The 24,842-nt window shown below is 27.6% G+C and carries 20 protein-coding genes and 1 other RNA gene; 16 read left to right on the forward strand and 5 right to left on the reverse strand.

What is annotated here, in order from left to right:
* Window positions 1–107 precede the first annotated feature (107 nt).
* Both B5X81_RS09005 and B5X81_RS09010 read left to right on the forward strand, forming a co-directional pair.
* Window positions 108–1,283, forward strand: coding sequence for an O-antigen ligase family protein (locus tag B5X81_RS09005; protein WP_079491098.1), 1,176 nt, complete (start codon window positions 108–110; stop codon window positions 1,281–1,283).
* Window positions 1,284–1,336: 53 nt separating this feature from the next.
* Window positions 1,337–1,900 carry a hypothetical protein gene (locus tag B5X81_RS09010; RefSeq protein ID WP_079491099.1) on the forward strand — a complete coding sequence of 188 codons (564 nt, stop codon included), beginning with the start codon at window positions 1,337–1,339 and terminating at the stop codon, window positions 1,898–1,900.
* Between the two features lie 119 nt (window positions 1,901–2,019).
* On the opposite strand, the gene B5X81_RS09015 is transcribed toward B5X81_RS09010, so the two are convergent.
* Window positions 2,020–2,829, reverse strand: a complete 810-nt coding sequence (locus B5X81_RS09015) for an NAD(+)/NADH kinase (RefSeq protein WP_079491101.1) — start codon at window positions 2,827–2,829, stop codon at window positions 2,020–2,022.
* A gap of 194 nt (window positions 2,830–3,023) precedes the next feature.
* On the opposite strand from B5X81_RS09015, the gene B5X81_RS09020 reads away from it, so the two are divergent.
* The gene (locus tag B5X81_RS09020) at window positions 3,024–3,932 is read left to right on the forward strand and encodes an RluA family pseudouridine synthase (RefSeq protein WP_079491103.1); all 909 of its coding nucleotides are present in this window, start codon (window positions 3,024–3,026) and stop codon (window positions 3,930–3,932) included.
* Between the two features lie 45 nt (window positions 3,933–3,977).
* Here the strand turns inward: B5X81_RS09020 and B5X81_RS09025 are convergent, their stop codons facing one another.
* On the reverse strand, window positions 3,978–4,424 hold the full coding sequence (locus B5X81_RS09025) for a YaaR family protein (RefSeq protein ID WP_079491104.1): 447 nt from the start codon (window positions 4,422–4,424) through the stop codon (window positions 3,978–3,980).
* 192 nt (window positions 4,425–4,616) lie between these two features.
* On the opposite strand from B5X81_RS09025, the gene ssrS reads away from it, so the two are divergent.
* A non-coding RNA gene (gene ssrS, locus B5X81_RS09030) (6S RNA) lies at window positions 4,617–4,792 on the forward strand.
* Between the two features lie 43 nt (window positions 4,793–4,835).
* On the opposite strand, the gene B5X81_RS09035 is transcribed toward ssrS, so the two are convergent.
* Complete coding sequence (locus B5X81_RS09035) at window positions 4,836–6,383, reverse strand: putative polysaccharide biosynthesis protein (RefSeq protein ID WP_079491106.1); 1,548 nt, start codon at window positions 6,381–6,383, stop codon at window positions 4,836–4,838.
* A 185-nt stretch (window positions 6,384–6,568) separates the two neighbouring features.
* On the opposite strand from B5X81_RS09035, the gene B5X81_RS09040 reads away from it, so the two are divergent.
* The 3 genes from B5X81_RS09040 to pdxR all read left to right on the forward strand — a co-directional run bounded on the left by B5X81_RS09040 (window position 6,569) and on the right by pdxR (window position 8,960).
* Window positions 6,569–6,805, forward strand: a complete 237-nt coding sequence (locus tag B5X81_RS09040) for a hypothetical protein (RefSeq protein ID WP_079491108.1) — start codon at window positions 6,569–6,571, stop codon at window positions 6,803–6,805.
* Window positions 6,806–6,994: 189 nt separating this feature from the next.
* Window positions 6,995–7,186, forward strand: coding sequence for a hypothetical protein (locus B5X81_RS09045; RefSeq protein WP_079491110.1), 192 nt, complete (start codon window positions 6,995–6,997; stop codon window positions 7,184–7,186).
* Window positions 7,187–7,466: 280 nt separating this feature from the next.
* The gene (pdxR, locus tag B5X81_RS09050) at window positions 7,467–8,960 is read left to right on the forward strand and encodes a MocR-like pyridoxine biosynthesis transcription factor PdxR (protein ID WP_244282042.1); all 1,494 of its coding nucleotides are present in this window, start codon (window positions 7,467–7,469) and stop codon (window positions 8,958–8,960) included.
* 241 nt (window positions 8,961–9,201) lie between these two features.
* Here the strand turns inward: pdxR and B5X81_RS09055 are convergent, their stop codons facing one another.
* Window positions 9,202–9,606, reverse strand: coding sequence for a bactofilin family protein (locus B5X81_RS09055; protein WP_079491113.1), 405 nt, complete (start codon window positions 9,604–9,606; stop codon window positions 9,202–9,204).
* Between the two features lie 24 nt (window positions 9,607–9,630).
* A complete protein-coding gene (locus tag B5X81_RS09060; RefSeq protein ID WP_079491115.1) occupies window positions 9,631–10,599 on the reverse strand; it encodes a M23 family metallopeptidase in 969 nt (322 codons plus the stop codon).
* Window positions 10,600–10,835: 236 nt separating this feature from the next.
* On the opposite strand from B5X81_RS09060, the gene B5X81_RS09065 reads away from it, so the two are divergent.
* The 9 genes from B5X81_RS09065 (at window position 10,836) to B5X81_RS09105 (ending at window position 24,826) form a co-directional block, all read left to right on the forward strand.
* The gene (locus B5X81_RS09065) at window positions 10,836–16,217 is read left to right on the forward strand and encodes a diguanylate cyclase (RefSeq protein WP_079491116.1); all 5,382 of its coding nucleotides are present in this window, start codon (window positions 10,836–10,838) and stop codon (window positions 16,215–16,217) included.
* A 32-nt stretch (window positions 16,218–16,249) separates the two neighbouring features.
* Window positions 16,250–17,257 carry a LacI family DNA-binding transcriptional regulator gene (locus B5X81_RS09070; RefSeq protein ID WP_079491118.1) on the forward strand — a complete coding sequence of 336 codons (1,008 nt, stop codon included), beginning with the start codon at window positions 16,250–16,252 and terminating at the stop codon, window positions 17,255–17,257.
* Window positions 17,258–17,359: 102 nt separating this feature from the next.
* A complete protein-coding gene (locus tag B5X81_RS09075; RefSeq protein ID WP_079491119.1) occupies window positions 17,360–17,605 on the forward strand; it encodes a YkuS family protein in 246 nt (81 codons plus the stop codon).
* Between the two features lie 178 nt (window positions 17,606–17,783).
* Complete coding sequence (locus tag B5X81_RS09080; RefSeq protein WP_079491121.1) at window positions 17,784–19,667, forward strand: YgiQ family radical SAM protein; 1,884 nt, start codon at window positions 17,784–17,786, stop codon at window positions 19,665–19,667.
* 153 nt (window positions 19,668–19,820) lie between these two features.
* Window positions 19,821–20,258: an ACT domain-containing protein gene (locus tag B5X81_RS09085; RefSeq protein WP_079491122.1), complete on the forward strand. Its 438-nt coding sequence runs from the start codon at window positions 19,821–19,823 to the stop codon at window positions 20,256–20,258.
* A gap of 17 nt (window positions 20,259–20,275) precedes the next feature.
* Window positions 20,276–21,556 carry a homoserine dehydrogenase gene (locus tag B5X81_RS09090; RefSeq protein ID WP_079491124.1) on the forward strand — a complete coding sequence of 427 codons (1,281 nt, stop codon included), beginning with the start codon at window positions 20,276–20,278 and terminating at the stop codon, window positions 21,554–21,556.
* Between the two features lie 654 nt (window positions 21,557–22,210).
* Window positions 22,211–23,803 (forward strand): phosphoglycerate dehydrogenase, encoded by a 1,593-nt coding sequence (serA, locus tag B5X81_RS09095; RefSeq protein ID WP_079491125.1) that lies wholly within the window; start codon window positions 22,211–22,213, stop codon window positions 23,801–23,803.
* 346 nt (window positions 23,804–24,149) lie between these two features.
* Complete coding sequence (locus B5X81_RS09100) at window positions 24,150–24,320, forward strand: DUF896 domain-containing protein (RefSeq protein WP_079491127.1); 171 nt, start codon at window positions 24,150–24,152, stop codon at window positions 24,318–24,320.
* Window positions 24,321–24,373: 53 nt separating this feature from the next.
* Window positions 24,374–24,826: a chemotaxis protein CheW gene (locus B5X81_RS09105; protein WP_079491128.1), complete on the forward strand. Its 453-nt coding sequence runs from the start codon at window positions 24,374–24,376 to the stop codon at window positions 24,824–24,826.
* The last annotated feature ends 16 nt before the right edge of the window (window positions 24,827–24,842 follow it).

Raw genomic sequence — 24,842 nt, forward strand, 5'->3', positions numbered from 1 at the left:
TAATATATGTTAGAAATATGAAAATTAAAGGTTGAAGAAATTGCATAACTCAAATTTGCTCGATTGATATTCTATAATATGGATTTATTTTTTTCGGAGGAATAAAAGTGAAACAGAATATGGTTTTTAAATTAGTATTAATATTGGCATTAATGACTAGTTCGGTTATGCCATTTTCTGGATATATAGTTTTTTTTATATTATTTTCTTTCTTACTATTTAGAGGAGGACTGAATAAACTGTTTTACTTGTTAAAAGAAGATAAGTTTATTCTATTTTTTCTTATATACATTTTATTTTTATTAATTAAGTCTAATTATAAGATTGATAGCTTAATAGGGTCTATGGTTGTTTATATATCTATATTTATTTATTTTTCAATAAGAAAGTATGTTAATTCGATTAATGATACTATAGACATATTTAAATATTTTGTTATTAGTAATATAATAATTTCTATATACGGTATTATTCAGTTCTATTTTATCAGTGATGCATATTTTGCTTCCAGTTGGGTGGATAGTAACATATACAGTATTAATATGAGGGCATATTCAAGTCTTATAAATCCAAATGTTCTGGGAGGTTATCTAGTATTTTGTATATGTCTTCAGTTAAAATCACTTGAAAATATTAGATCTAGAAAAGTAAATATAATATCTTTAATCTTGTCTAGTTTATGTTTAATATTGACCTATTCTAGAGGAGCATGGATAACTTTGCTTGTTGTAGTATTTTTAATGTACTTTCATAGAAAAAGAATAGTATATATTTTCTATTCATTAGTTTTTTTTGTAGCTATAACTATCATTAACGGAAGCAGTGGGCTGGAAAGAATTAGTTTAAATAATGCTTTGAATGATCACAGTTTTCATTATAGGATTGATATATATAAATCTGTCCTTGAGATAATAAGACAGAATTTTTTATTTGGTACTGGTCTAAACACTATGAAACACTACATAAGTAATTATTCACAAGTAATAGAAGCACCAGTGGATCATGCACATAATATTATTTTAAATATAATTGGTGAAACAGGATTTGTTGGATTAGTTTTTTTTAGTATTTTTTTTATTTCTCTAATAAAAGATATATTTTTAATGTATAAGTTCCAAGATGAAATTTATCAAGATATTTCTATATCTAGTTTTTTAGCTTTTTTTTCTATAATTATACATGGAATGGTAGATGCACCTATTGTTGCTCCACAATTTTTATTTTTTGTGATTATTATTTATAGTTTTGTAAAAAATATAAAATACTATGATATTCTTAAATAAATGTATTGGACCTTTATTAAAGCAATAGAAATATTAGTGGAGGGGACTTTTGTATGGAACAAGATATACTAGCTTTAAAAAGAGCTATTTTTGAGCTAGAAAAAAATAATTCTTCCAATGATAAAAGTAAAATATTAAGTAACATAGATAATATTATAAGTATTTGTGAAAGCCTTAAACATAATATAGAAAAACAAGAAAAAAATATGTATAAGAATATTAAATGTATAGGAATTAACACAATTTCATTTATTTATAAACCTATGCTTGTAAAAAATTATTTCGAAGGGGATTATATTATTAGATTTTCAGAACAAAGAACAAAGGACTTGCAAGAGGCTAAAGCGTTACATGCCCATAATGAGTTCTGGATTCAGCATAGAACTATAAAAGGCAATGTCTTTGGGTCTGTTCCAAAGGAATTACTAAATGAAAAATCTATAAAATCTCTTTTGCGTAGTGGATGGAAGGAAGTAGAAGTAGATATAATTGAAGTAAAGGGAGATTATAAAAGTCCAAAAGAAATAGTTAAATTTTGTGAAAATACTTTTAGATATTATATTCTTTTACAAGAAGAGTCAACTAATGCATATTTAATATTGGAGTATAAAATATAATATTTAATTTTGCCAATTAATATAGATGTCTCATTAATTGAGGAAATCCTATCACTATGATTTGGCAAAATTCTATAATATATGAAGAAATTATGCAATTTATTTGTATATTATGAATATTATAGAAATTTTTCTTTGACCTTATTCCAGAAATTATATTCTTTGAATCTTAGAAGTTTTATCTTTAATTCCGATAATCTCACTTGAACTTCAACTGTTTCATTATATCTATGTTCAGTCCCATCAGTTACTATTAAAACTGAATTCTCATATGTATATTCAGGGAAAATTTTTATAGTTGCATGCTCAGGAACAATTATACTTGAAGTAAATGATCGATATGCAATTGTATTTATAGGAGCTATAGGTGTAATTTGTAGCAGATTGAGCCTAGGGTCTACTATACTACCTCCCAATGAGTAATTATAGGCAGTACTGCCTGTGGGAGTAGATATTAAAATACCATCACCACTGAATTTTTCTAAAAAATCTTCAGCTAAAGATAGGTTTAAATGTATTGTTCTAGATTTAAAGCCTTTGATAACAATTTCATTTATTCCAAGGATCTCATTACAACTATTACCTGTGCATATCAGACCTTCAACGGGGCTGATTTCATCGATTCTATAATCCCCCTTTTTATATTTAAATATGAATTCATCCAATTCGCGGGGAGATAGATCTTGGAAAAAACCAAGGTGTCCAGTATTGATACCTATAATTGGAATGTCGGGGAAATTATATTTGTGGAGGGTTCTAAGGAATGATCCGTCACCTCCGATACATATAATTAAATCTGCATTTGGCTCAAAGTTTTCAGTAACGATAAAATCACTTTTTTCAAGTTTTCGTTTCAATATTCTTTCTGTTTCTTTAGATACCGACTTGTTATTTGATACTATGTTTATTTTTTTATTTGCTAAGTACATATATAATCCTCCTTTTGCACATTTAAAAGTTGGTGTTGAGTCAATCTATTTTAAAACCAGAAGAATAATCTTAGTATTGCTGTTGAATAAAATAAAAATTCCTTAGAAACATATAAAATAATATATAGGAATATTGTTTTTATTTTAACTTATTTAAGCATCTCTTTCAACTTATATAATTTTGGGGTGATGAAATGAACAATAAAATAAACTCTAATACATTGATATATAAAATAGAAAAAGAAGATACAGGTATAAAATTAAAGGAAGTTTTATATGATAAACTCAAGCTTTCTGGGAGATTAGCTCGGAAAATTAAAAGAAGTAAAAATATCTTTGTGAATGATTATAATATTTCTTTAGATAGCAGTCTGAGAAAAGGGGACATAGTGAAGGTTATAATGCCTAATGAAACTAACAATTTTAAACCTCAGGATATTCCTATAGACGTTGCTTATGAAGATATGGATCTTCTAATCATAAATAAGCAACCTAATATTGTAGTGCATCCTACAAAGGGGCATTATGATAATACAATAGCCAATGGATTAGCTAATTATTTACAAAAAACTGGACAAGTATTTAAGATAAGATTTATTAATAGACTTGATATGAATACCTCAGGGTTATTAATGATAGCTAAAAATCCCTTTGCACAGCAAAAATTGTCTGATCAAATGAGTAAAAATGCTGTAGAAAAGAAATATTTAGCAGTTGTAAGGGGAGTGATAAAAAACAAATATGGTACAGTAGATGTTCCAATAGGTTTGACAGATGAGGACCGAATACAGAGAAAGGTAATTAAAGATGGTCGAAGAAGTATTACCCATTATCAGGTACTTGATAGTTATAATGATGCCAGCCTAGTAAGATTAACTCTTGAAACAGGTAGAACACATCAAATAAGGGTACATATGAAATATATAGGTCATCCAATAATCGGTGATGAATTATATGGATATGTAGATAAGGAATTAATCAATAGACAGGCATTACATGCTGAAACTCTAAGATTCTATCAGCCAAGGACAGGAGAAGAAAAATTAGTAAGGGCTGAAATGCCTCAAGATATAGAGCAATTGATTACAAAATTAAAGAAATAAATTAATAAAGTTAAATACCAAAGCGACAAACACGCTTTGGTATTATTACATAAAAATGTCCAATAACATACCTTTAATTTCATCTAATCTATTTAGAATTTTCAATTTGTCCTTTTCATTTTTAAGGAAATCTTTTGTTAAGTTTTCTAATTCTTCATCAACTAGCTTGACCATAGACATTATTCTATGTCTTCCTCTCCTGTCAAGAAAATTTTCTTTCTTAAATTTATGTGAGTTATTAACTGTCAAATTTAAAAATTCTTTTACTAGTTTCTTATATTTCAGGATATTATTCAAATAAAATTTTTTTTCTATTTTTTCAGCTTGTGTATTTATCTCATCTAATAAAATAGTTAGTTTTTCTTGTAGGGAATCTCCCTTAAGATCACTAAGTTTTGTAGAAAAATTGTTTTGGATTTCTTTTTGAATTTTATTTGAATCCTTGATTATTGGATTAATATTATTTTGGTTATTTATATCTGTTATTTTCATATAATATTCACACCTCATTTGCATTACTATAAATCAAAGAAGTAATTTTTGAAATAATATATATAATTGTCTCTATTATATATTTCGGACAAATAATACATTATTTTTACTATATTTTTATTATTTAAATTAATAAGATTTAGATGGACACTTTTATTTTATATATATATAGGTTATAATATATATAATAATATAAGCCTAGGATGTTCGTTAAAGCCTTGAAATTCAACCACCAATAAGCATCCGGGAGTTCGGGTTTCTCTGTGGATAACAGGCCTCGCTTTGTGGAAGTTTGAAGCATGGAATAGAACACCCACCTAGTTGATACCGGGTGTGAATTTCCAAGGTGACGGCATCTTGGGTATATTATCGAACCTTCATTTTTAATGAGGGTTTTTTACTGTTTTTGTCTTATTTAAAGGAAAAAAGGTATTTTAATGTTTTAAATTTAATACACCCTGTAATTATAATACATAATAAGTATACTATACCACCAATTAAAATGGAAATTATAATACCAAGATTTGCGTAAAGGCCCAAATTCACAAGATATTTATTACATATAAAAATTGCTAATGTCATGAGTAGTGAAGATATTATTGGTTTTAGTACATCATTAAATATTTTTATCTTTAAAGTCACAAAGTGTTTTAAAGTAGTAAGATTTAAGAAGAATATTAAAAAAGAAGATAGTATAAAGCCGATTATAAACCCATGTATCCCAATTTTAGGGATAGCTACTAAATGATATATACAGATTAATTGTATTGTTGTACCGATTAAATGATTAATTGTCGTAATAATTTGTTTTCCTAGGCCGTGTAATATGCCTGCCATAATATGATGAAGACTTAAAAAAATCAAAGAAAAGGAAAAATATCTTAAGTATACTCCTACACTAGGTTTATTATAAAGAAAACCACAAATGGGGCCTCCAAAGAAAAAAAATATAAATGTAATAGGGATTGAAATAATCAATGTTACTTTTAAAGCAAGTAAGGATTTAAGTTCAATATTCCTAGTTTTTCTTAAAGCATTCTCTGATGAAATATTTGGAATAAGGTTTACAACAAAGGCAGAAGTAACAATAAAAGGAAGAAATAGTAGAGGAAGACTCATTCCTACTACCTCTCCAAATGCTGCAACGGATTCTTCTAAGCTATAGCCAGCAGTTTGTAATCTGCGAGGCACAAGAAACATATTAGCAGATTTCATAATTACTGATACTAGCTTGGATATGGTTATTGGTAAAGAAATAATAATTATTTTCCATAAGAGGGAAGCTGAACTAGTAAGGTTAAGTGATTTGTTATTGTTCAAATTATGTATACTATATGATTTGAATTTAGAAACAAGAAGAATTAAGCCTCCAATTTCACCTATTGAAATTCCTAATGTGGCAATCATAACAGAAAAAGCTAAATCATTAGGATTTAAAATATATAAAATACTAATTACAAATGAAACCCTTAAAAGCTGTTCTACAATCTGAGCATTTGCCGCAGGCATAACTTTTTTTATTCCATAGTAATAGCTTCTAAAGATAGAGGAAAGAGTAACAATTGGAATAGCAGGAATAAGAACCAATAGACTTTTTTTAAGTTTATTACTTTTTATTATATTTGATGTAATGAATTCAATATTGTTAAAGGTTAAAATACATAAAATAATTGATATTGTAAGTCCTAATATTGAACTTATAAACAATGTTTTCTTACACCCTCTATAATCATTTAGGGATATTTTTTGTGCAATAATCTTAGATACAGCAATTGGAATACCTGAGGAAGTTATAGTAATAATTACTAAAAAGACAGGGAAAACTAAATGGTATAATCCGATTCCCTCAGAACCTAAAAAACGTGACAATAGAATTTTGTAAAAGAAGCCTAAAAATCTTGCTAAAAAATTTGCCATTATTAATATAATTGTACTATATATAAATGAATTATTTTTCAATTATAAACCCTCTTTCCTTTTTTCATATTCAATTTTGCCATTTCATCAAGTTTTTAATATTGGTATAATAATTATTCTTAAAATAGATGAAATATGACAATATAAAATATTGAAAGAATAGATATACTTATGAATTTTTTTAGCTGATCCGAAGAATAATAGTATACATGTAAGGAGATGAAAATATGGAGCTGATTTGTCCACTATGTAATGGATTAATAGAATATAATATAGAATGTAGATTGTGTAATGAAAAAATGGAGGATAAGGGTAGAATAGCAGATTACTATGATAATTACAGCTCATACTTAGACATGAATATAACTGAATTAATAGATAAAGTTGAATATGATAAATGTGTACATCTATTTGTATGTTCAAATTGTAATAATGATAAAAGAATTGCAATTGATAAAATATAATATCTTAATTTTAAGTATTTTAATACATAAAAAAAATTTATAAAGATAGAATAATATTGAGTGCATATAGATATTCCAGCAAAACAGTTAATTTGTATATATCAAGATACTCAAGGATTCTAAAAGGCTTTATGTAAATTAATAGTTTTACTTGAATTTCTATAAAGAGAATAAGGAGGTGCTAAGTCCATGAATATGAATACTCGTGATACTATTATGAAAAAACTACTGGATGCTCAAGAAAATGTACGCGATTATGAGATGTTTGCAAAACAAGTAGATGATGCTGAATTATCTAGTACATTCAAAAGATTTGCAGAAGAATCAGGTATGCAGGCAAGAAAATTACAAGAATTTATTGATAAATACGATAATCAATAAAGTGTGGAGTTTCCCACACTTTATTTTTGTAGTAGACAGATAAATTAAATTGTTATTGCATTTAAAGCAAAATATTTAATTTGCTAGTATAAACAGGTTAAATTAAGGTTTCAAGTTTCATAGCTATAGTTTATAATAGAACTATAGCTATGAAACTTGAAACTTTAAGAAGCTAGGAAATTGCATAATACATGTAAAAAATTTTAGAATTAATTAGAATTAATAATATTAATTATGCAAGCTTCTTAAGCAAATAAAAATGTAGAAATGGTGGTATATTATGGATAAGTTCAAAAAGCTTAAACTAAATAGAGAGTCACCTGAGCACTTATATACTCAATTATATAATTTGATTAAGAACTTGATTATTAATAATAATCTTAAAACCCATGAAAAGCTACCTCCTATTAGAAAGCTTGCAGATTTATTGGGTGTCAATAATATAACTGTAGTTAAAGCTTATAATCTTCTTGAAAGCAATAATTACGTATATAAAAGGATAGGTAGTGGTACCTATGTTTCTTCTATTGAAAAGGATATTGCTCCAAGAAATATAAATGTATTGCAAGATGAAGCCTATGAAGATATAAGCTTAATGGATAGAGGACAAATAGAGGTCAAAGAGAATATGATCAATTTTGCAAGTGCGACTCCAACTCCCCAGTTGTTTCCTGTCAGTGATTTTAAAGAGGTGTTAAATGAGGTTCTGGATAGAGATAAAGGTATGGCATTCGGATATCAGGAAAGCAAAGGATATTTTCCACTAAGGCAATATATTGTGGAATATCTGGATTTTTATAAAATTAATACGGCAGTTGAAAATATTCAAATAATATCAGGGGCCCAGCAAGGAATCGATGTAATAGCTAAAGCCTTATTAAGGCATGGAGATACGGTTATAGTAGAATCACCAACTTATACAGGTGCGATTGCTATATTTGAGTCCAGGGGAGTAAAGATGGTTCAAGTTCCAATGACTAAAGATGGTATTGATCTTAACATCTTAGAAAAATACATAGATAAGTATAATCCAAAATTGATTTATACTATGCCAAATTTTCAAAATCCTACTGGTTATTCATATAGTTTAGAAACTAAAAGAGAGCTTTTAGAGTTAGTAAATAGAAAGAAAGTACTTATAGTTGAAGATGATTATTTAACTGATTTGAATTTTTATACAGACGATAATCTTACCTTGAAAAGTATGGATAAACATGAAGATGTAGTATATATCAAGAGCTTTTCAAAAATATTTATGCCTGGTTTAAGATTAGGTTTTTTGATAGTCCCAATGAATCTCAATGATCAGATTTTAATTGCTAAACAAACTTCAGACATTTCAACTTCAGGTCTCATACAAAGAGCCTTTGATTTATATTTAAGAAAGGGAATTTGGCGAAAACATATAACATATATGAAAAAAATATATAAAGAAAGATTCGATATAATGGTAGAAAGCTTGGAAAAGAACTTACCAAAGGATACTACTTATCTTAAACCCCTTGGAGGAATAAACTTTTGGATAAAATTATCCAATGGATTTTCAGCAAGTGAACTTTATTCACAGAGTATCAATAGAGATATAGTATTTATTCCTGGAGGAGTTTTCTATCCAGAAGATATTGACAGTAATTGTTTTAGATTGAGTATTGCTGATGTTTATCCCGCGGATATAAGGAAGGGCATTGAAAAATTGTGTGAAACTATTAAAGATTATTATAAAAAAAGTAATATTGGATTTGAAAGGAAAAGTACTTATAGACCGATATTATAAGATATATTTGACGTTTTTGTTACAATTTCCATGTTCCAAGCTACAAAAAAGAGATTTTTATGGTTAAGTCTTTTAAGTTTATATAATTGAGGAAATTGCATAATACATGTAAAGAATTTTAAAATACAAAATGCAGTAGAGAGAGTCAGGTAAGTTGTCTACATATTGTATTTTAAGATTGACAATGTTAAGTATGCAAGTTTATCAAGTGAAAATAATAAAGGCGTGCATTTTCCACGCCTTAAGCTGTGATTTTTTCTTTAGATACTTTTTTATTATCTTTTATTTGGGTAGAATTTTCATTTTTCATTTTACATTTACCATCAAACATAGCTTTTTCTTCTACAATAAAGCTGCCGACTTCAATGTCTCCAATCAATTTTCCGCTGCTAGAAATTTTAAGTTGTTCAGAAGCTATAACGTTTCCTTCAACAATACCTGAAATTTCGATACCATCAGTTTTAACATTTCCTACTATTTTACCTTCTTTTCCAATTATGATGTTTCCATTTACTTCTATATCACCCTTAAATAGACCATCAATTCTTAATAGACCACTAGTTTTTAAAGTGCCTTCAAAGTTTGCGTTATTACCAATTAAGGTATCAAAGTTTTGGGGAGATATATTATTTTTTTTCTTTAGCATTTTGATTCCTCCAATAGTTTTATTTTAGTTGTTAAGATTTTCAAGAACTTTCATTGGATCAATTTGTTTTCCATTATAACGAATCTCAAAATGAACATGGGGGCCAGTACTATTTCCTGTACTACCAATTTTAGCAATAACTTGTCCTTTTTCCACCTTGTCACCAACCTTTACAAGATTACTGCTATTGTGGGCATAAACACTTTTATAACCATAGCCGTGGGCAATAATAACCATCTTACCATAGCCGCCATTCCAACCAGAGTATGTTACAACACCTTTTCCAGCTGCCACAATATTTGTTCCTGAATTGTTGGCTATGTCAAGACCCTTATGGAAGTCAATCCTGTTTGAAATAGGATGTCTTCTATAGCCAAATTTAGATGCTATTTTCCCTATAACAGGCCATTTGTTGGGTTTTGATTCTAAATACTTCAATTGCTTTTCAACTTCCCCAATGAGAATATTATATTCTTGCTTTTCAGATTCTATTAGATTTGTAATTGCATTAATTGAGTTGCTATCAGTTAAATCTGTAAAATCATAGAGGTCATTGACTGAAATGTTATGTATACCAGTTAAGGATCTAGAGGCTACATGCTTATCATTATTATTACTTTTTAACCCAACCATATTTCGAATCTTATTTTCAAGTTCGTATAACTGGGATAATTTATTCCTTACAATTTGAGTTGTTTTTTTCAATTGGTCTATTTCTATGTTTTGCTGTTCGATAATCGAATTTAGGTTTTGTATATTGTCTTTTTTGGTATGTAAATCTTCTACAAGAAAAGATTTTTTACTGGACAAATAAATAGTTGAAATTATAAAGAAAATAAATGCAGATATAAATATGGTTAAAATTAAATAGACAATTGGTTTATATAGCTTAAGCTGCCTAGTTTTTTTCCCACTATGGGGAATTATAACAAAAGTAAATTTTTCTTTTGATATATTTTTAAACATATCTTTACTTTTTTTTAGAATATTCATAAGTATTAGCCTCCGAGTAAAAAATAAATATTACAATTTTATAAATAGAATATTACAAAATAATTACTTTACTATTAATTCAACATTAAATATAAAAATCCTCTTAAAAGCAGACAAAAAATAACAATATATACATAAAGATAAGGAATACTAAAATGAAGGAATTTTGGAAAAATTGTAGAATAAAAAATTAAAGATATGTACTTATTGATTTTATTGTTGAGGAGGCATAGCTTATGAAGATAATTAATAATAAATATAGGCTTTTAAATATATTTAAAAAGGATGACTATGGGAAAATGTATGTGGCTTCTGATTTATCAAACAACAATAAGAAGATATTATTCAGAACTATTGAAACTGAGAGTAATGATAAAGAATTTATAGATTTTTTAACAAATAAATTTATATATATTGCCTCCATTAATCATTTATATATTCAAGAAAATAAAAGTTTTAATGTGATTGATACAATAAACAATAAAAAGTTAGTAGATTTAAAGTATTTTTATACTGCTGAATATATTGAAGGCAGACCTATTGATTATAAATTATTATCTATGGAAAATGCCCTTGAAATATTTATAAAATTATGCTATGCTCTAAATTATTTACATTTTAGAGGTATAAGCTATAGATTATTAAACTTTGAAAATATAATTAACTATGGCAATAAAAGTAATGATGCTTTAAAAATTATGAATTTAGTGGATATATACCAACAGAAAAAAAATATAAATACTATTGTTAAGTATAATAACCAGTTTATTGCCCCAGAAATCAGGTTAGGTGAAAAAGGTGATTTTACATCGGATATTTATTCTCTTGGTGTTGTTTTTTTCTATCTTGTAAGTGGATTAGACTATAAGAATAATAATTTTAGAGATATATTTAAAGAAAATAGAGTTGATGGTTTAGATGAAATAATTAATAGGATGACTACTTTTCAGTCAACTAGCAGGTATAAGAGTATTATAGAGGTTATTAATGATCTTAAACAGTATTTATCTATAGACTTCTATTTCTTTGATAAGGGGTATTATGAAAGGCTGAATTTCAATATTCCAATTATTAATAGAAAAAAAGAAAAAGACTTGGTTTTGGATTCAATAAAGGACAATTGCTTTGGAAGAACAAAAAATATTTTTATATTTATCCATGGAGAAGCTGGAATAGGAAAAACTAGATTTGTAAAGGAAATAAATTTTCAAATACAAATTAAAAAGATAAATGTTTGTTCTATTGAATTAAGCCAGGAAAGTAATCAAAGTTTATATGTATGTAAGAAAATTTTGAGATATATTGTTAAAAATAATATAATAGATGATGATTTAATTAGAAAATATGGAAGTGAATTAGTAAAAATTTTACCTGATCTTAGTGTGAAATGGAATGTAAAGCCTAGTGAGACTTTATCAGAAGAAAAGGAGTTATTAAGAATAAGTAATCGAGTTTATAATTTCATAAAGGATTTTACTCTTAAGAATCCTTTAGTTATAATTGTTGATAATATACAATATGCCTATAAGGATGACTTGAATATATTGGAATATATAATTAGAAATGCAAAGGATACTTTACTGACTATTATTTGTACATATACTGATGAAGATAGTGTGAATAATGGTGCTTTATTGAATGAATTTAAAAAAGAAATTACAACAAAATTTATTCAATTAAGTAAATTGAATTTTGAGGAAATATCTTTAATGGTACAAAATATACTTGGCGTTGCTTATAGGCCCTTGAAGTTAACAACTAAAATAATGGAAGAAACCAATGGAAATCCAAGACATGTAGAAGAAATTATGAAGAGTTTATTTATGGATAAAAAAATACTTGTTGATAATAAAAGGGTTTGGGGAGCTGATATAGATGATATATGTGATTTGGAGTTACCATCTAGTATAGATGATGCTAGGTTGAAGTCGTTAGATTTGCTTGATCCAATTTCAAGAAGAATTCTAAATGTCATATCTATTTTTCATTCTCCAGTATCGGTGGACATAATTAGTAAAATAGTAGATATTCATAAGGTTACTGTAGATGAAATATTAAAAAAGCTTGTATTCTTAAAAATTATTAATGAAAATTTTCAGGACTGGGGATATTCTTATGATTATTATGACAAACAATTAAAAAGAAATATATATAATAATATTAATTATTATGACAAGAAAGTTTATCACTTTCATGCATCTAATATTCTAGAGGATTTTTATATAAGTGAAGGTAGAGATTATACTGTAGAGTTAATATATCATCTTACAAATTGTAATGAATTAGATAGAGCTGTAAAATATTGTATAAAGGCTGCAGAAAAAATGGAGGAGCTTCATATATATAATCAAGCTAATGTTTTTTACAATAGAGCTATATATCTTTTAGATCAGGGGAAAAATATTAAAATTTTATTTAATATTCTTATGAAAATGGGGTTAATATATTTTAGGATAGGTCAATTGAATGATGCTTTTAAAGCTTATTCTAAAGCCTCTAATATAGCATCTAAGAATCAGTTGTTAAAAGAGCTTGTAGATGCACAAAATAAAATAGCCAATACTTATTTTTATAAAAATGAGTATGAAGTCACTAGAAAAATACTGAAGGATGTTTTAATATTATCAAGGGAACTTAATTATATTGACGGAGAGTTAGAAGCTTCTTTCGTAAAGTGTAGATTATATGCTGCAGAAAAAACTAAAATAAATCTTAAGGATATATTGGATGAGTGTATTGATAAAAGTTTAAGGCATTCTAAATACCTATATGCAGGTGAGTTCTTTAATGAAAAGGGAAAATTGTATTATGATGAAGGTAAAATGTTAAAGGCAAAATATTGTTATGAACAAAGCATTTTTTTCTTCGAAAAATCAAACAATAGTATTAAAACAACAAGACCACTAAATAATATAGGTGTAATATATCTTAAGGTTTATAAGAAAGTATCAGAGGCTAGAAAATATTACTTTAAAGCCTTGAGATTATTTGAAAAATATAATTATATAATTGATAAAGGAATATTTCTTCTTAACATAGGTGAAACATTTTTATATGAAGATAATTACAGTGATGCTATACATTATTTTAATGAATCTATCAATGTAAGTCTAGACATCGACGATAAAAATATATTATTTGCATTATATATTCATTTATGTGATACATATTTGAATTTATATGAGTATGATAAATCCTATTACTATCTTAAAAAGATGGAATTAGAATTTAATAACTACAGTAGAAATGATGTTTATTATTATGATTACTATATTATTCATATTGATTTTTTTACACAGATATATAATTATTCCAAAGCTGAAGAATGGCATAATAAGCTCTCTAAAGAATTAAATGGATTGAAATTTGATTTTGATTTACAACAAAAGATTAAAGAGTTTCAAATGTATAGAATGAATTTACAATTCCACAAAACTAATTCAAAAAATATAAATGAAATAAAACAGTTTTTATCCAGTAATATTGATAAACTTCATTCAAAGCCAGTGAGATACTTTTTGAATGATTGGATATATATATTAATAATGGAAAGTAAATATGATTTAGCAAAGTATTTTATTGAATTAGATGCCAATTTAATAAATAATTTTAATTCAGAAATATTTGATTTGAAAAGAGATTTTGTATTAGGGTTATTTTGTGATAATAAAATCCATTATTATAAAAATCTACTAAATGATTTATCAATTAAAAAAATGTATATATATGAATGGAAAGTATATAAGATTATAGGAGACGAATACTATAAGAAAAGCGATTATTTTAATGCCTTAAGTAATTATGTAACAGCATTAGATATACTAAAAAATTTGACATATAAAATTCCTGAAGAATTTAGAGAAGAATATATATTTAATAATAACCTCAATTACGTTCTTAAAGAAAGAATTGAAAATTTAAAGTCAAAAATTCTTTATAATAAAAACAGTAAGACTATTCAAGAGGTTAAAGTACAAAAGATAATAGAGGTTGAAGACTTTTTCGATTTTTCAGATTTGAATAAACTCTTTAAAAATAAAGAGTTTATGAAATCAATATATAAAGAATCAAGAGGAGGACTATCATGTCAAATTACTGAGCTTAAGGATCTTATTCAAAATTTGAAAAAAGATGAACTTTATAATATTCAATTAATAATGAGATATTGTGCTAATCTTTCCTTAGCAGAAAGAGGATTTGTTTTCATAACCAATGAAAATAATGATATTGAAGAAGTTATTTATTTAGGAAAACATAAAGTAACTGAAGAAATAAAAGATATATTAAGGAGTGCAAATCATAAAGATCGTGGTATAATAGTTACTAATGAGAATCAATTTAATAAAGATGATTTAAGACACAGTGAAATAAAATCTCTTATTTGTATTCCTATTAAAAAATCAGAAAAAGATAATTATTTTTATCATAATAATAACTATCGCAGAAAGCATGAAAATAGAGTTTATTCAAAAGAAATAGTAGGGTATCTTTATTTGGATACAAAGGGTGTTTTTAATAATTTTACATATGAAACCTTTAATAAATGCTGTTTATTAGATAATCTATTATATATAATGATAGAGAATTATAATTTAAAGAAAACATCAAGCATAGATGAATTAACAAAATTGTACTTAAGAAAGCATATAGAAGATCTATTTAAGAAAGAACTACTGTTTTCTAAAAGGAATGAATTGAATTTATCAGTTATTATGTGTGATATTGATAAATTTAAAAATGTAAATGATTTATATGGACATAGAAAAGGAGACGAAGTTTTAGAAAAGCTAGGTGTGATATTAAAGAAAAATCTAAGAAAAACAGATTTAGCAGGGCGATATGGAGGGGAAGAATTTATTATAATATTACCAGAGACTGATCCAAATGATGCATTTATAGTTTGTGAAAAATTAAGAAAAAGTATTGAAGAAGCAAAAATAATGGATAATAACATGGATTTAACATTAAGTTTTGGAATTTCTTCTTATCCAATACATGGAGCAAGTGAGGAGGAACTTATAGAAAAAGCAGACCAGGCTCTATATAAATCTAAAAAATCAGGTAGAAATAAAACAACAATATGGAATGAAAATATTGGATTTAATAAACAAAGATATGATAAATTGGTAGGAATAATAACTGGTAATATTTCTAATGATTATCGAAATGTTAATATAATTATAGATATAATAGAACTTCTTAAGAAATCCTATCCTAAATCCGATAGAATATTTAAAGCCCTTGGCTATATGATAGAAATTTCTGAGTCAAAATATGGAGCTATTTTTGAAATTGAAGGTAAAGTAATAAAGAATATTTATGCCAGAGAAAGGACAAATAATAAATGGTTGAAGGATTTTAAGTTTAATCCCAAAATTATTGAAGAATTTATTGGCCAAAAACAGGGAGATTTTTTTATAGACTGGAATGATATTTCTCAAATTGACACCTTTAAAGGTGTTCCAAGCTGGAATTCATATATTATTATTCCAATCATTAAGAGTAATGAGCAAAAAGGAATTCTACTTTTATCAGTGCCTATAAATGAAAAAGAATTTGATTTCAGTAATTTTAATTTAATCAATTCCTTAAGTGGTGTAATTGCTTCAATGATGTAATAAATATACAATTTATGAAGAGGTGAAAAATTATGGCAGTTACTATTAAAGATGTTGCAAAAAAAGCAAATGTATCTATTTCTACAGTTTCTAGAGTGATTAATGATTCAAAACCCGTTAGTGATGAAATCAAACACAGAGTTTTAAAGGTTATAGAAGAAACAGGTTATACACCAAATCCTGTTGCTAGAAGTCTTGTAATGAAAAAAAGTCAGCTTATTGGGGTTGTTGTACCTAGTATATCCAATTTTTTTATAGGAGAAGTTTTAAATGGTATAGAAGAGATTGGAAAAATGTATAATTATGATATATTGCTTTGTAATACCTATGGGGAGCTTAATCAAGAATTGAGGTATCTTAACTTGTTAAAATCAAAACAAGTTGAAGGCATAATTTTTATGACATGGGAGCTTAAAGAAGAGCATAAAGAATTTTTTAATAAAGAAGACATTCCTATTGTTATGATTAATAGAGATACTTCAGAGTTTAATATTACTTCAGTTTCAATAGACCATCAAAAGGCGGCCTATGAAATGACAAAATATCTTATAGATAAAGGACATAAAAAAATAGCCTTAATTAGAGGCAGGATAGAAAATTATGTTTTTGGCATTGACCAATATAAGGGATATGCAAAGGCTATGGAAGAAAATAATTTGGAAATTGACCAGAGGTTAATAAAAAATTGTGAATTTAAATTAGAGTTAGCTTATGAAGCTGTACAGGAAATGATTGAAGATGACATATTGCCAACAGCGATATTTGCAACAGCAGATTCTATGGCTTTTGGAGCTATTAATTCCTTAATTGATAGTGGTTATAAAGTACCTGAGGATGTTTCAGTAGTAGGTTTTCATGATATAAAGCTTGCTTCAATATATAGGCCTAAATTAACTACAATAAGACAACCTCTGTATGATATTGGGGCAGTGTCTATAAGAGCTATAGTAAAAAAAATAAAGGGAGAAGAAATTGAAGAAAATATTTTTGTTCTTCCCCATGAATTAATTGAAAGAGATAGCTGCAAAAGCATAAAGTAAACTTATCTATAGAGAATATTTTCTCTCCTTCTGACTAATAATAAATTTAGGTTTAAGAATAAAATTTGTTTTTGCATATACCTTAGTCCAGGAGGTGAAATTTTGAAAAGAATAGCTATAGAGAAGTCTTTAAGTAATGTTAGATCCTATTTAGAGGAACAAGGATATTCAGTTGAAAATTTAGAGAATAACAAAGAAAAAATTAGTTCCTTTGATGCAATTGTAGTATCTGGTCAAAATAGTAATTTTTTAGGAATGCACGATACTTCTACAAAAGGAACTGTGATATATGCAAAAGGATTATCACCAGAGGATATACATGGACAAATTCAAAATCGAATGAAATGAATAAGGCCTCCTTTTGGAGGTCTGTATTTCTTTGAGAACAGAAATCTTTAGTCAGTTTTAAGTTAAGTTTCAAGTTCTGGGAATTCATGTGATTTTTAAGATATTTTTGTATATGTAAATATACTTTGGTGTTATATAGTGAAACAATCTTAGAACTTTAAAATGAACGGGGGATTAAATGATTATAAATGACTATTTACCTATAAGTAAAGAAGATATGAAGAAAAGGCAATGGGATGAACTGGATTTCATATTGGTAATGGGAGATGCCTATGTGGATCATCCAAGCTTTGGAGGAGCAATAATATCAAGAACTTTAGAAAGTCTGGGGTTTAAAGTGGGTGTTATAGCACAACCTAATTGGAAAAATTTAAATGATATAAGGAAACTAGGGCAGCCTAGACTGGCATTTTTAGTTACTGCTGGAAATCTGGATTCTATGGTCAATCATTATACAGTAAGCAAAAGACCAAGAGATAAAGATTCCTTTTCACCTGGAGGAAAAACTGGACTTAGGCCTGACAGGGCAACCATAGTATATTGTAATTTGATTAGACAGGCTTATAAAAAAACACCAATTATTCTTGGAGGGGTAGAAGCTAGCCTCAGAAGATTTGCTCACTATGATTATTGGAGTGATAAAGTTAGAAGATCTATATTAATTGATAGCAATGCGGATTTATTAGTTTATGGGATGGGTGAAGGACAAATAACTGAAATTGCCAATAATCTAAATAATGGACTTGATATTCAATATATTAGACATATACCGGGGACCTGCTTCATAGTAGAAGAATTAGAAGAGTTATATGATTATAAAGCTATACCGTCTTTTGAAGAGGTAGAGTATAATAGAAAGGATTTTGCGAAGGCTTTTAAAATTCAGTATGAGGAACAAGACCCTGTTACAGGTAAAATGCTGGTACAAAAGCATAAGAACAGGTTCTTGGTACAAAATCCGCCAGCAATGCCGTTATCGAGGGTACAGTTAGATAGAGTTTATTCATTGCCTTATCAAAGAAATTATCATTCCTCCTATGAAAAATATGGTGGAGTTCCTGCTATTTCAGAAGTAAAGCATAGTATAATCAGTGAAAGAGGATGTTTTGGAAACTGTTCATTTTGTTCATTGGCATTTCATCAAGGAAGAATAGTAAGAAGCAGAAGTCATGAATCTATAATTAACGAAGCAAGAAAAATAACTGAAGACAAGGATTTCAAAGGATATATAAATGATGTTGGAGGCCCAACAGCAAATTTTAGACATGCAGCATGTGAAAAACAATATACAAAAGGATTGTGCAAAGACAAACAGTGTCTATTTCCAAACCCATGTAAAAATCTTAAGGTTGATCATAAAGATTATTTAGAGCTTTTAAGAAAACTTAGGAAACTCCCCGATGTAAAGAAGGTTTTCATAAGATCTGGACTTAGATATGATTATATTATGGCCGATAAAAATGAAGAGTTCTTTAAAGAGCTTTGTAAGCACCATGTTAGTGGGCAGTTAAAGGTGGCTCCAGAGCATATTTCAAATGAAGTTTTAAAGTTAATGGGAAAACCTAAAAGAAAGGTGTATGAAGAATTTGTAAGTAAATTTGAAAAAATTAATAAAGAATTAAATAAAGAACAATATATTATACCCTATCTTATGTCAAGTCATCCTGGAAGCACTTTAAAATCAGCTATAGAATTAGCTGAGTATTTGAGAAGTGTAAATCACTATCCAGAGCAGGTACAAGATTTTTATCCTACACCGGGAACCTTATCTACATGTATGTATTATACTACATTAGATCCAAGAACAATGAAACCAGTGTATATTCCTAAAAGCAAACTTGAAAAAGCAATGCAAAGAGCATTACTTCAGTATAAAAATCCCAGAAATTATGATTTAGTAAAAAGAGCTTTAATTCTTGAAGGAAGGGAAGACTTAATAGGTTATGGTCCTAAATGTTTAATAAGACCTGACAATAGGCAAAATAAGAAAAATAAACAAAATAGAAGTATAAGGAATAAAAGAAAAGTATCTAAGAAAAATAAAGTATTCAAGAAAAAATAAATAAAGACACTATATGTGTCTTTTATAGATTTATTCTCTTGTAGTTTGCTTTACTAAAAATATATTGTATACATAATCATATTATGTTATAATAATGGCTAAGTCCACAATATAAAAACAAATGTATTTGGTATGAACACATGGAGGGTTTATATGAAAAGTAAATATATAGTAATTGATAATGAAATATTACCTGATGTATTTGAAAAAGTTTTAAGGGCAAAGGATCTGATAAGGAGGGGGAAAGTAAAAGGAATAACCGATGCTGTTAAAAATGTAGAAATAAGTAGAAGTACATTTTACAAATATAAAGATTATGTATTTCCCTTATCAGAAGGAAACTTAGGGAAAATGGTAACAATTTCTCTTCTTCTGGAACATGAAACAGGTGTATTATCAGATATTATAAATGGAATTGCTAAAAAGAATGGAAATATATTAACTATAAATCAAAATATACCAATAAATAATATAGCTAATGTGACCATAACCTTTGATATTTCAAATTTATCCATTGATTTTGAAGTTTTGATGGATAGACTAAGAAATTCAAGTGGAGTGAATATGTTAAATATAATAGCTATGAGTTAGGAGGATAATAGACAAATATGAAGATAGGGATTTTAGGAATGGGAACAGTAGGAGCTGGAGTATATAAGATTATACAAGAGAATAAGAAGGAGATTAATAAATATTTAGATAATGATATTGAAATTCAAAGGATTCTAGTAAGAGCAATAAATAAAGATAGAGCTATCTTTATTCCTAGTGAGCTATTAACAGATAATTATGATGATATATTAAATGATGAAAGCATTAAAATTGTTGTGGAATTAATGGGAGGCATTCATCCGGCTTTTGATTATATTAAGCAAGCTATTATGAAGGGAAAACATATAGTAACAGCCAATAAAGCATTAATGGCTACCCACGGTAAAGAACTTGAAGACTTAGCTAAACAAAAGGGAGTATTTATAAAATATGAGGCTAGTGTAGGTGGGGGTATACCAATTATTAATACATTGATGGATAGCCTTGCAGCAAACAAGATTGAAGAAATTATCGGAATAATAAATGGGACGACAAACTATATTTTAACTCAAATGACCAATTATAATATGAGCTTTGATGAGGCACTTAAATTGGCTCAGGATAATGGATATGCAGAAGCAGATCCTACATCGGATATTGAAGGTGAAGATGCAGCATTTAAGATTTCTATTTTAACATCAATTGCCTATGGAATAAGTGTACAACCTAATATTATAGAAAGAGAAGGAATAACAAAAATAGATAAAAATGATATCAAATATGCTTCAAAATTAGGATATAAGATAAAACTATTGGCTGCTACTAAACGCTTTAATGATTCAGTTGGAATATATGTCTATCCTTCATTAGTACCTAATGAACATCCGCTGGCAGCTATAAATAATGAGTTTAATGCTTTGTTTGTTAGAGGAAATGCAGTTGGAGAGGTTTTATTGTATGGAAAAGGAGCAGGATCTCTGCCAACTGGAAGTGCAGTTTTATCTGATATTATGTCAGTAACAAAATCAATTAATAATAATATAAGAAATAGCAAGAAAAGTGATAGATTAGATAATAATATGGAAGTAAGGGGCATTGGCAAAAGTCAATATTATATTCGATTACAAGTGATAGATAAGCCAGGTGTATTGGGCAAGATAGCTATGACCTTTGGAGAATATGGAATTAGCTTAGATTCAGTGGTGCAAAATGGTAGAGATGAAAAAAGTGTTCCCCTTGTTTTTATTACCCATGATATTGAAAAGGAAGTGCTAGATAATACTTTGAAGGTAGTTAGTTCATATGAATTTGTGGAAAAAGTTGCAAGCATTTTGAAGGTGGAAAGTATAGAAAAATAGAAGCGTATGAATATATAAACAAATTTTTACATAAAAATAAACCTTAAAGTGTTGATTTTTATGTTCATAGCTATTATAATAATATGAAAATTAAAAATATAATAATAAACAATTCTAAATCTTAGTTTAGAATTGTTTATATATAATTGCTTTGAAGGGTAGTAGTAAATAAATTCGAGCTGAGAAATATAAGAAAGTTTTGTTGTAATAACAGTTTATTTTCTATATTTCGTTCAGAGAGTCGATGGTTGGTGAAAATCGATAGTGAGAATTATTGAATCCGACCCTAAGCTGTATAGGGGTAAAAAACCTATACCGGGTTATTACCGTTAAATAATTCAAGACTGCATATAATTGTTTTATATTCTATATTATATGTAGTAAAATAAGGTGGCACCACGTAGATTTTAATCTTCGTCCTTGACTATAAGTCAAGAACGGAGATTTTTATTTTTAATAATTGAGGAAATTGCATAATTACCTTTTGCAAAAACTACCTAATATATCTAGTTTTTAAATTTCTAAAGGACTACTATATAAATTATGCAATTGTTCCAAATTTAAATTATGCAATTATTTCAATCAATACCATATATATTTTATATTTTGCGTTTATAAAAAAGTATTTAAACTAATAAAAGGGAGAGTGGCAACATGAATGAGAGGAAAAAAGTAATTGTTACGGAAAGAGTAGATGAAAAATGCATTGAATTGTTACAAGAAAAAGTAGATGTTGATGTTAAGTTTAACCTACCTAGACAAGAACTATTAAAAATAATTGAAAGCTATGATGGTCTTGTAATTAGAAGTAGTACTAAAGTGAACAAAGAATTGCTTTCTAAAGCAAAGAAACTTAAGGTAGTTGGAAGAGCCGGGAATGGTATAGATAATATAGATATTGATGAAGCAACCAAAAAAGGAGTAGTAGTTGCAAATACCCCTGATAGCAACACTATTTCAGCCTGTGAGCTCACTATAGGGCTACTATTGGCCACAGCCAGAAATATTTCACAGGCCAACAGCTATCTTAAATCTGGCAAATGGGATAGAAAGCGTTTCATAGGTTCAGAGCTTTATGGTAAGACATTAGGGATTGTGGGACTTGGAAGAATAGGGGGATTAGTGGCCGCTAGAATGGCAGCTTTTGATATGAATATAATCGCCTACGACCCATATATTGCTGATGATAGATTTAAAAGATTTAGAGCAGAAAAAAAAGAAACATTAGAGGAATTATTAAAGGAGTCAGATTTTATAACCTTACACACGCCAAAAACTACAGAAACAATTGGAATGATTGGAGAAGAGGCCATTAATCAAATGAAACCAGGTGCAAGAATTGTTAATGTTGCTAGAGGTGGAATAATTGATGAAAAATCACTCTTAAAAGGACTTAATAGTGGTAAGGTGGTAAGCGCTGGATTAGATGTACATGAAGAGGAACCAGCAAATAATAATCCACTTTTTGAAATTCAAAATACTGTTGTTACCCCACATATTGGTGCAAGTACAGTTGAGGCTCAGGAAAATGTAGGAACAACCATAGCAAAACAAGTATTATCCGCTTTAGAAGGAGAAGTTGTTCCAAATGCAATAAATTTACCAACATTAAATAGAGATGATCTTAAAAATATAAAGCCATACCTTGATTTAATGGAAAAATTGGGGAAAATATATTATCAACTTTATACATCACCTATAGATATGATAGAAATAGATTATTATGGAGACTTAGCTAATCAGGATGTAGAAATGATTACTGTTGCATTTTTAAAGGGATTATTAGAAACAATAATAAAAGACAGAGTTAATTATGTAAATGCAAAATTGACTGCTAAAAGAAGAGGAATAATTGTAAATGAGAGAAAATTAAATGAAAACTATAATGGATACAATGATTTAGTAAAGGTTAAAATTAAAGGGAAAGAAATTGTATTTACTATGGCAGGGAATTTGTCAACTAAAAAGGAAGGCAGGCTTGTAGAAATTCTTGGTTATGAAGTGGATGTAACTCCTACAGAGCATATGATATTTATACAAAATAGAGATCTTCCAGGTGTTATAGGTAAAATTGGAACTCTTTTAGGAACTGAGAAGATTAATATTGCTTTAATGCAGGTAGGAAGGTTATTTGTAGGCGAAGAAGCGTTGATGATTTTAAATGTTGATAATGAAGTATCAATAGAGACACTGAATAAAGTGAAAAAAATTGATAATATACTATCTGCTAAAAAAATTCGACTATAGGAATCAATATATAAATAAAATAAATGCTCAGAATCATTAGGAATGATTTTGAGCATTTATTGATTTAGGAGGATAAAAAATTATACTATTAAAAAACTTTGATGATATACAATAAATTATAAAATCGTGAAGGGAAACAATTAATAATAAAGAATAATTATATAGTATAGGAATATAACATTTGTAATTGATTTAGAAACGATGGAAGAATAAAATAGAAAAGGAGTATAATAAATTATTTATAATAGAGTGTTAAAATTCCATAACTTTAAAATAATTGACATGTAAGTATTTGAAGTGATAATATAATATAAATAATATAAAATTATATATGGAGTGGTAGTAAATGTTATCAAAGGATAAACTGGACAGAATAAACTATCTTGCAAAGAAATCAAAAACAGAGGGATTGAATGACTTAGAGAAACAGGAACAAAAAAAATTAAGGGAAGAATATTTAAGAAAATTTCGACAAAACTTTAAGAAGCAGCTTGATTGTATCAAATTTGAAAATTAGAAACAATTAAATTAACTTCTTAATTGCATATTTATAATAAAGGGGGAAGATTAGTGTCTGAGAAACAATATGTGATTTTCAAATTAGAAACTGAAGAATATGGTGTAGATATTATGAAGGTAAAGGAAATAAGTGAATTCAAAGAAAGTACTAAGGTTCCCAATGCTCCGTATTTTGTTGATGGTATAATTAACCTGAGAGGAGAGATTATACCAATAATAAATTTAAAAAAGAGATTTAAAATTTCCCTTGGTAATGTCAACTCTGATACTAGAATAATAGTAATTAATATAAATGACAAGAATGTTGGGTTTGTTGTCGATGAAGCTTCACAGGTGCTTAGAATAAAGGATGATGAGATTGATGTGGCTCCTGAAATAATTGCTGGAGTTGAGAGACAATATATTACAGGTGTTGGAAAAGTAGGAGAAAAAATTATAATATTATTGGATTTGGAAAAAATCTTAACGGATGAAGAAAAAGAAAAATTAGGAGATATGGAATAATATATAATTAAATGTT

Origin of the sequence: Maledivibacter halophilus, from assembly GCF_900167445.1 — a bacterium.
Lineage (GTDB): Bacteria > Bacillota > Clostridia > Peptostreptococcales > Caminicellaceae > Maledivibacter > Maledivibacter halophilus.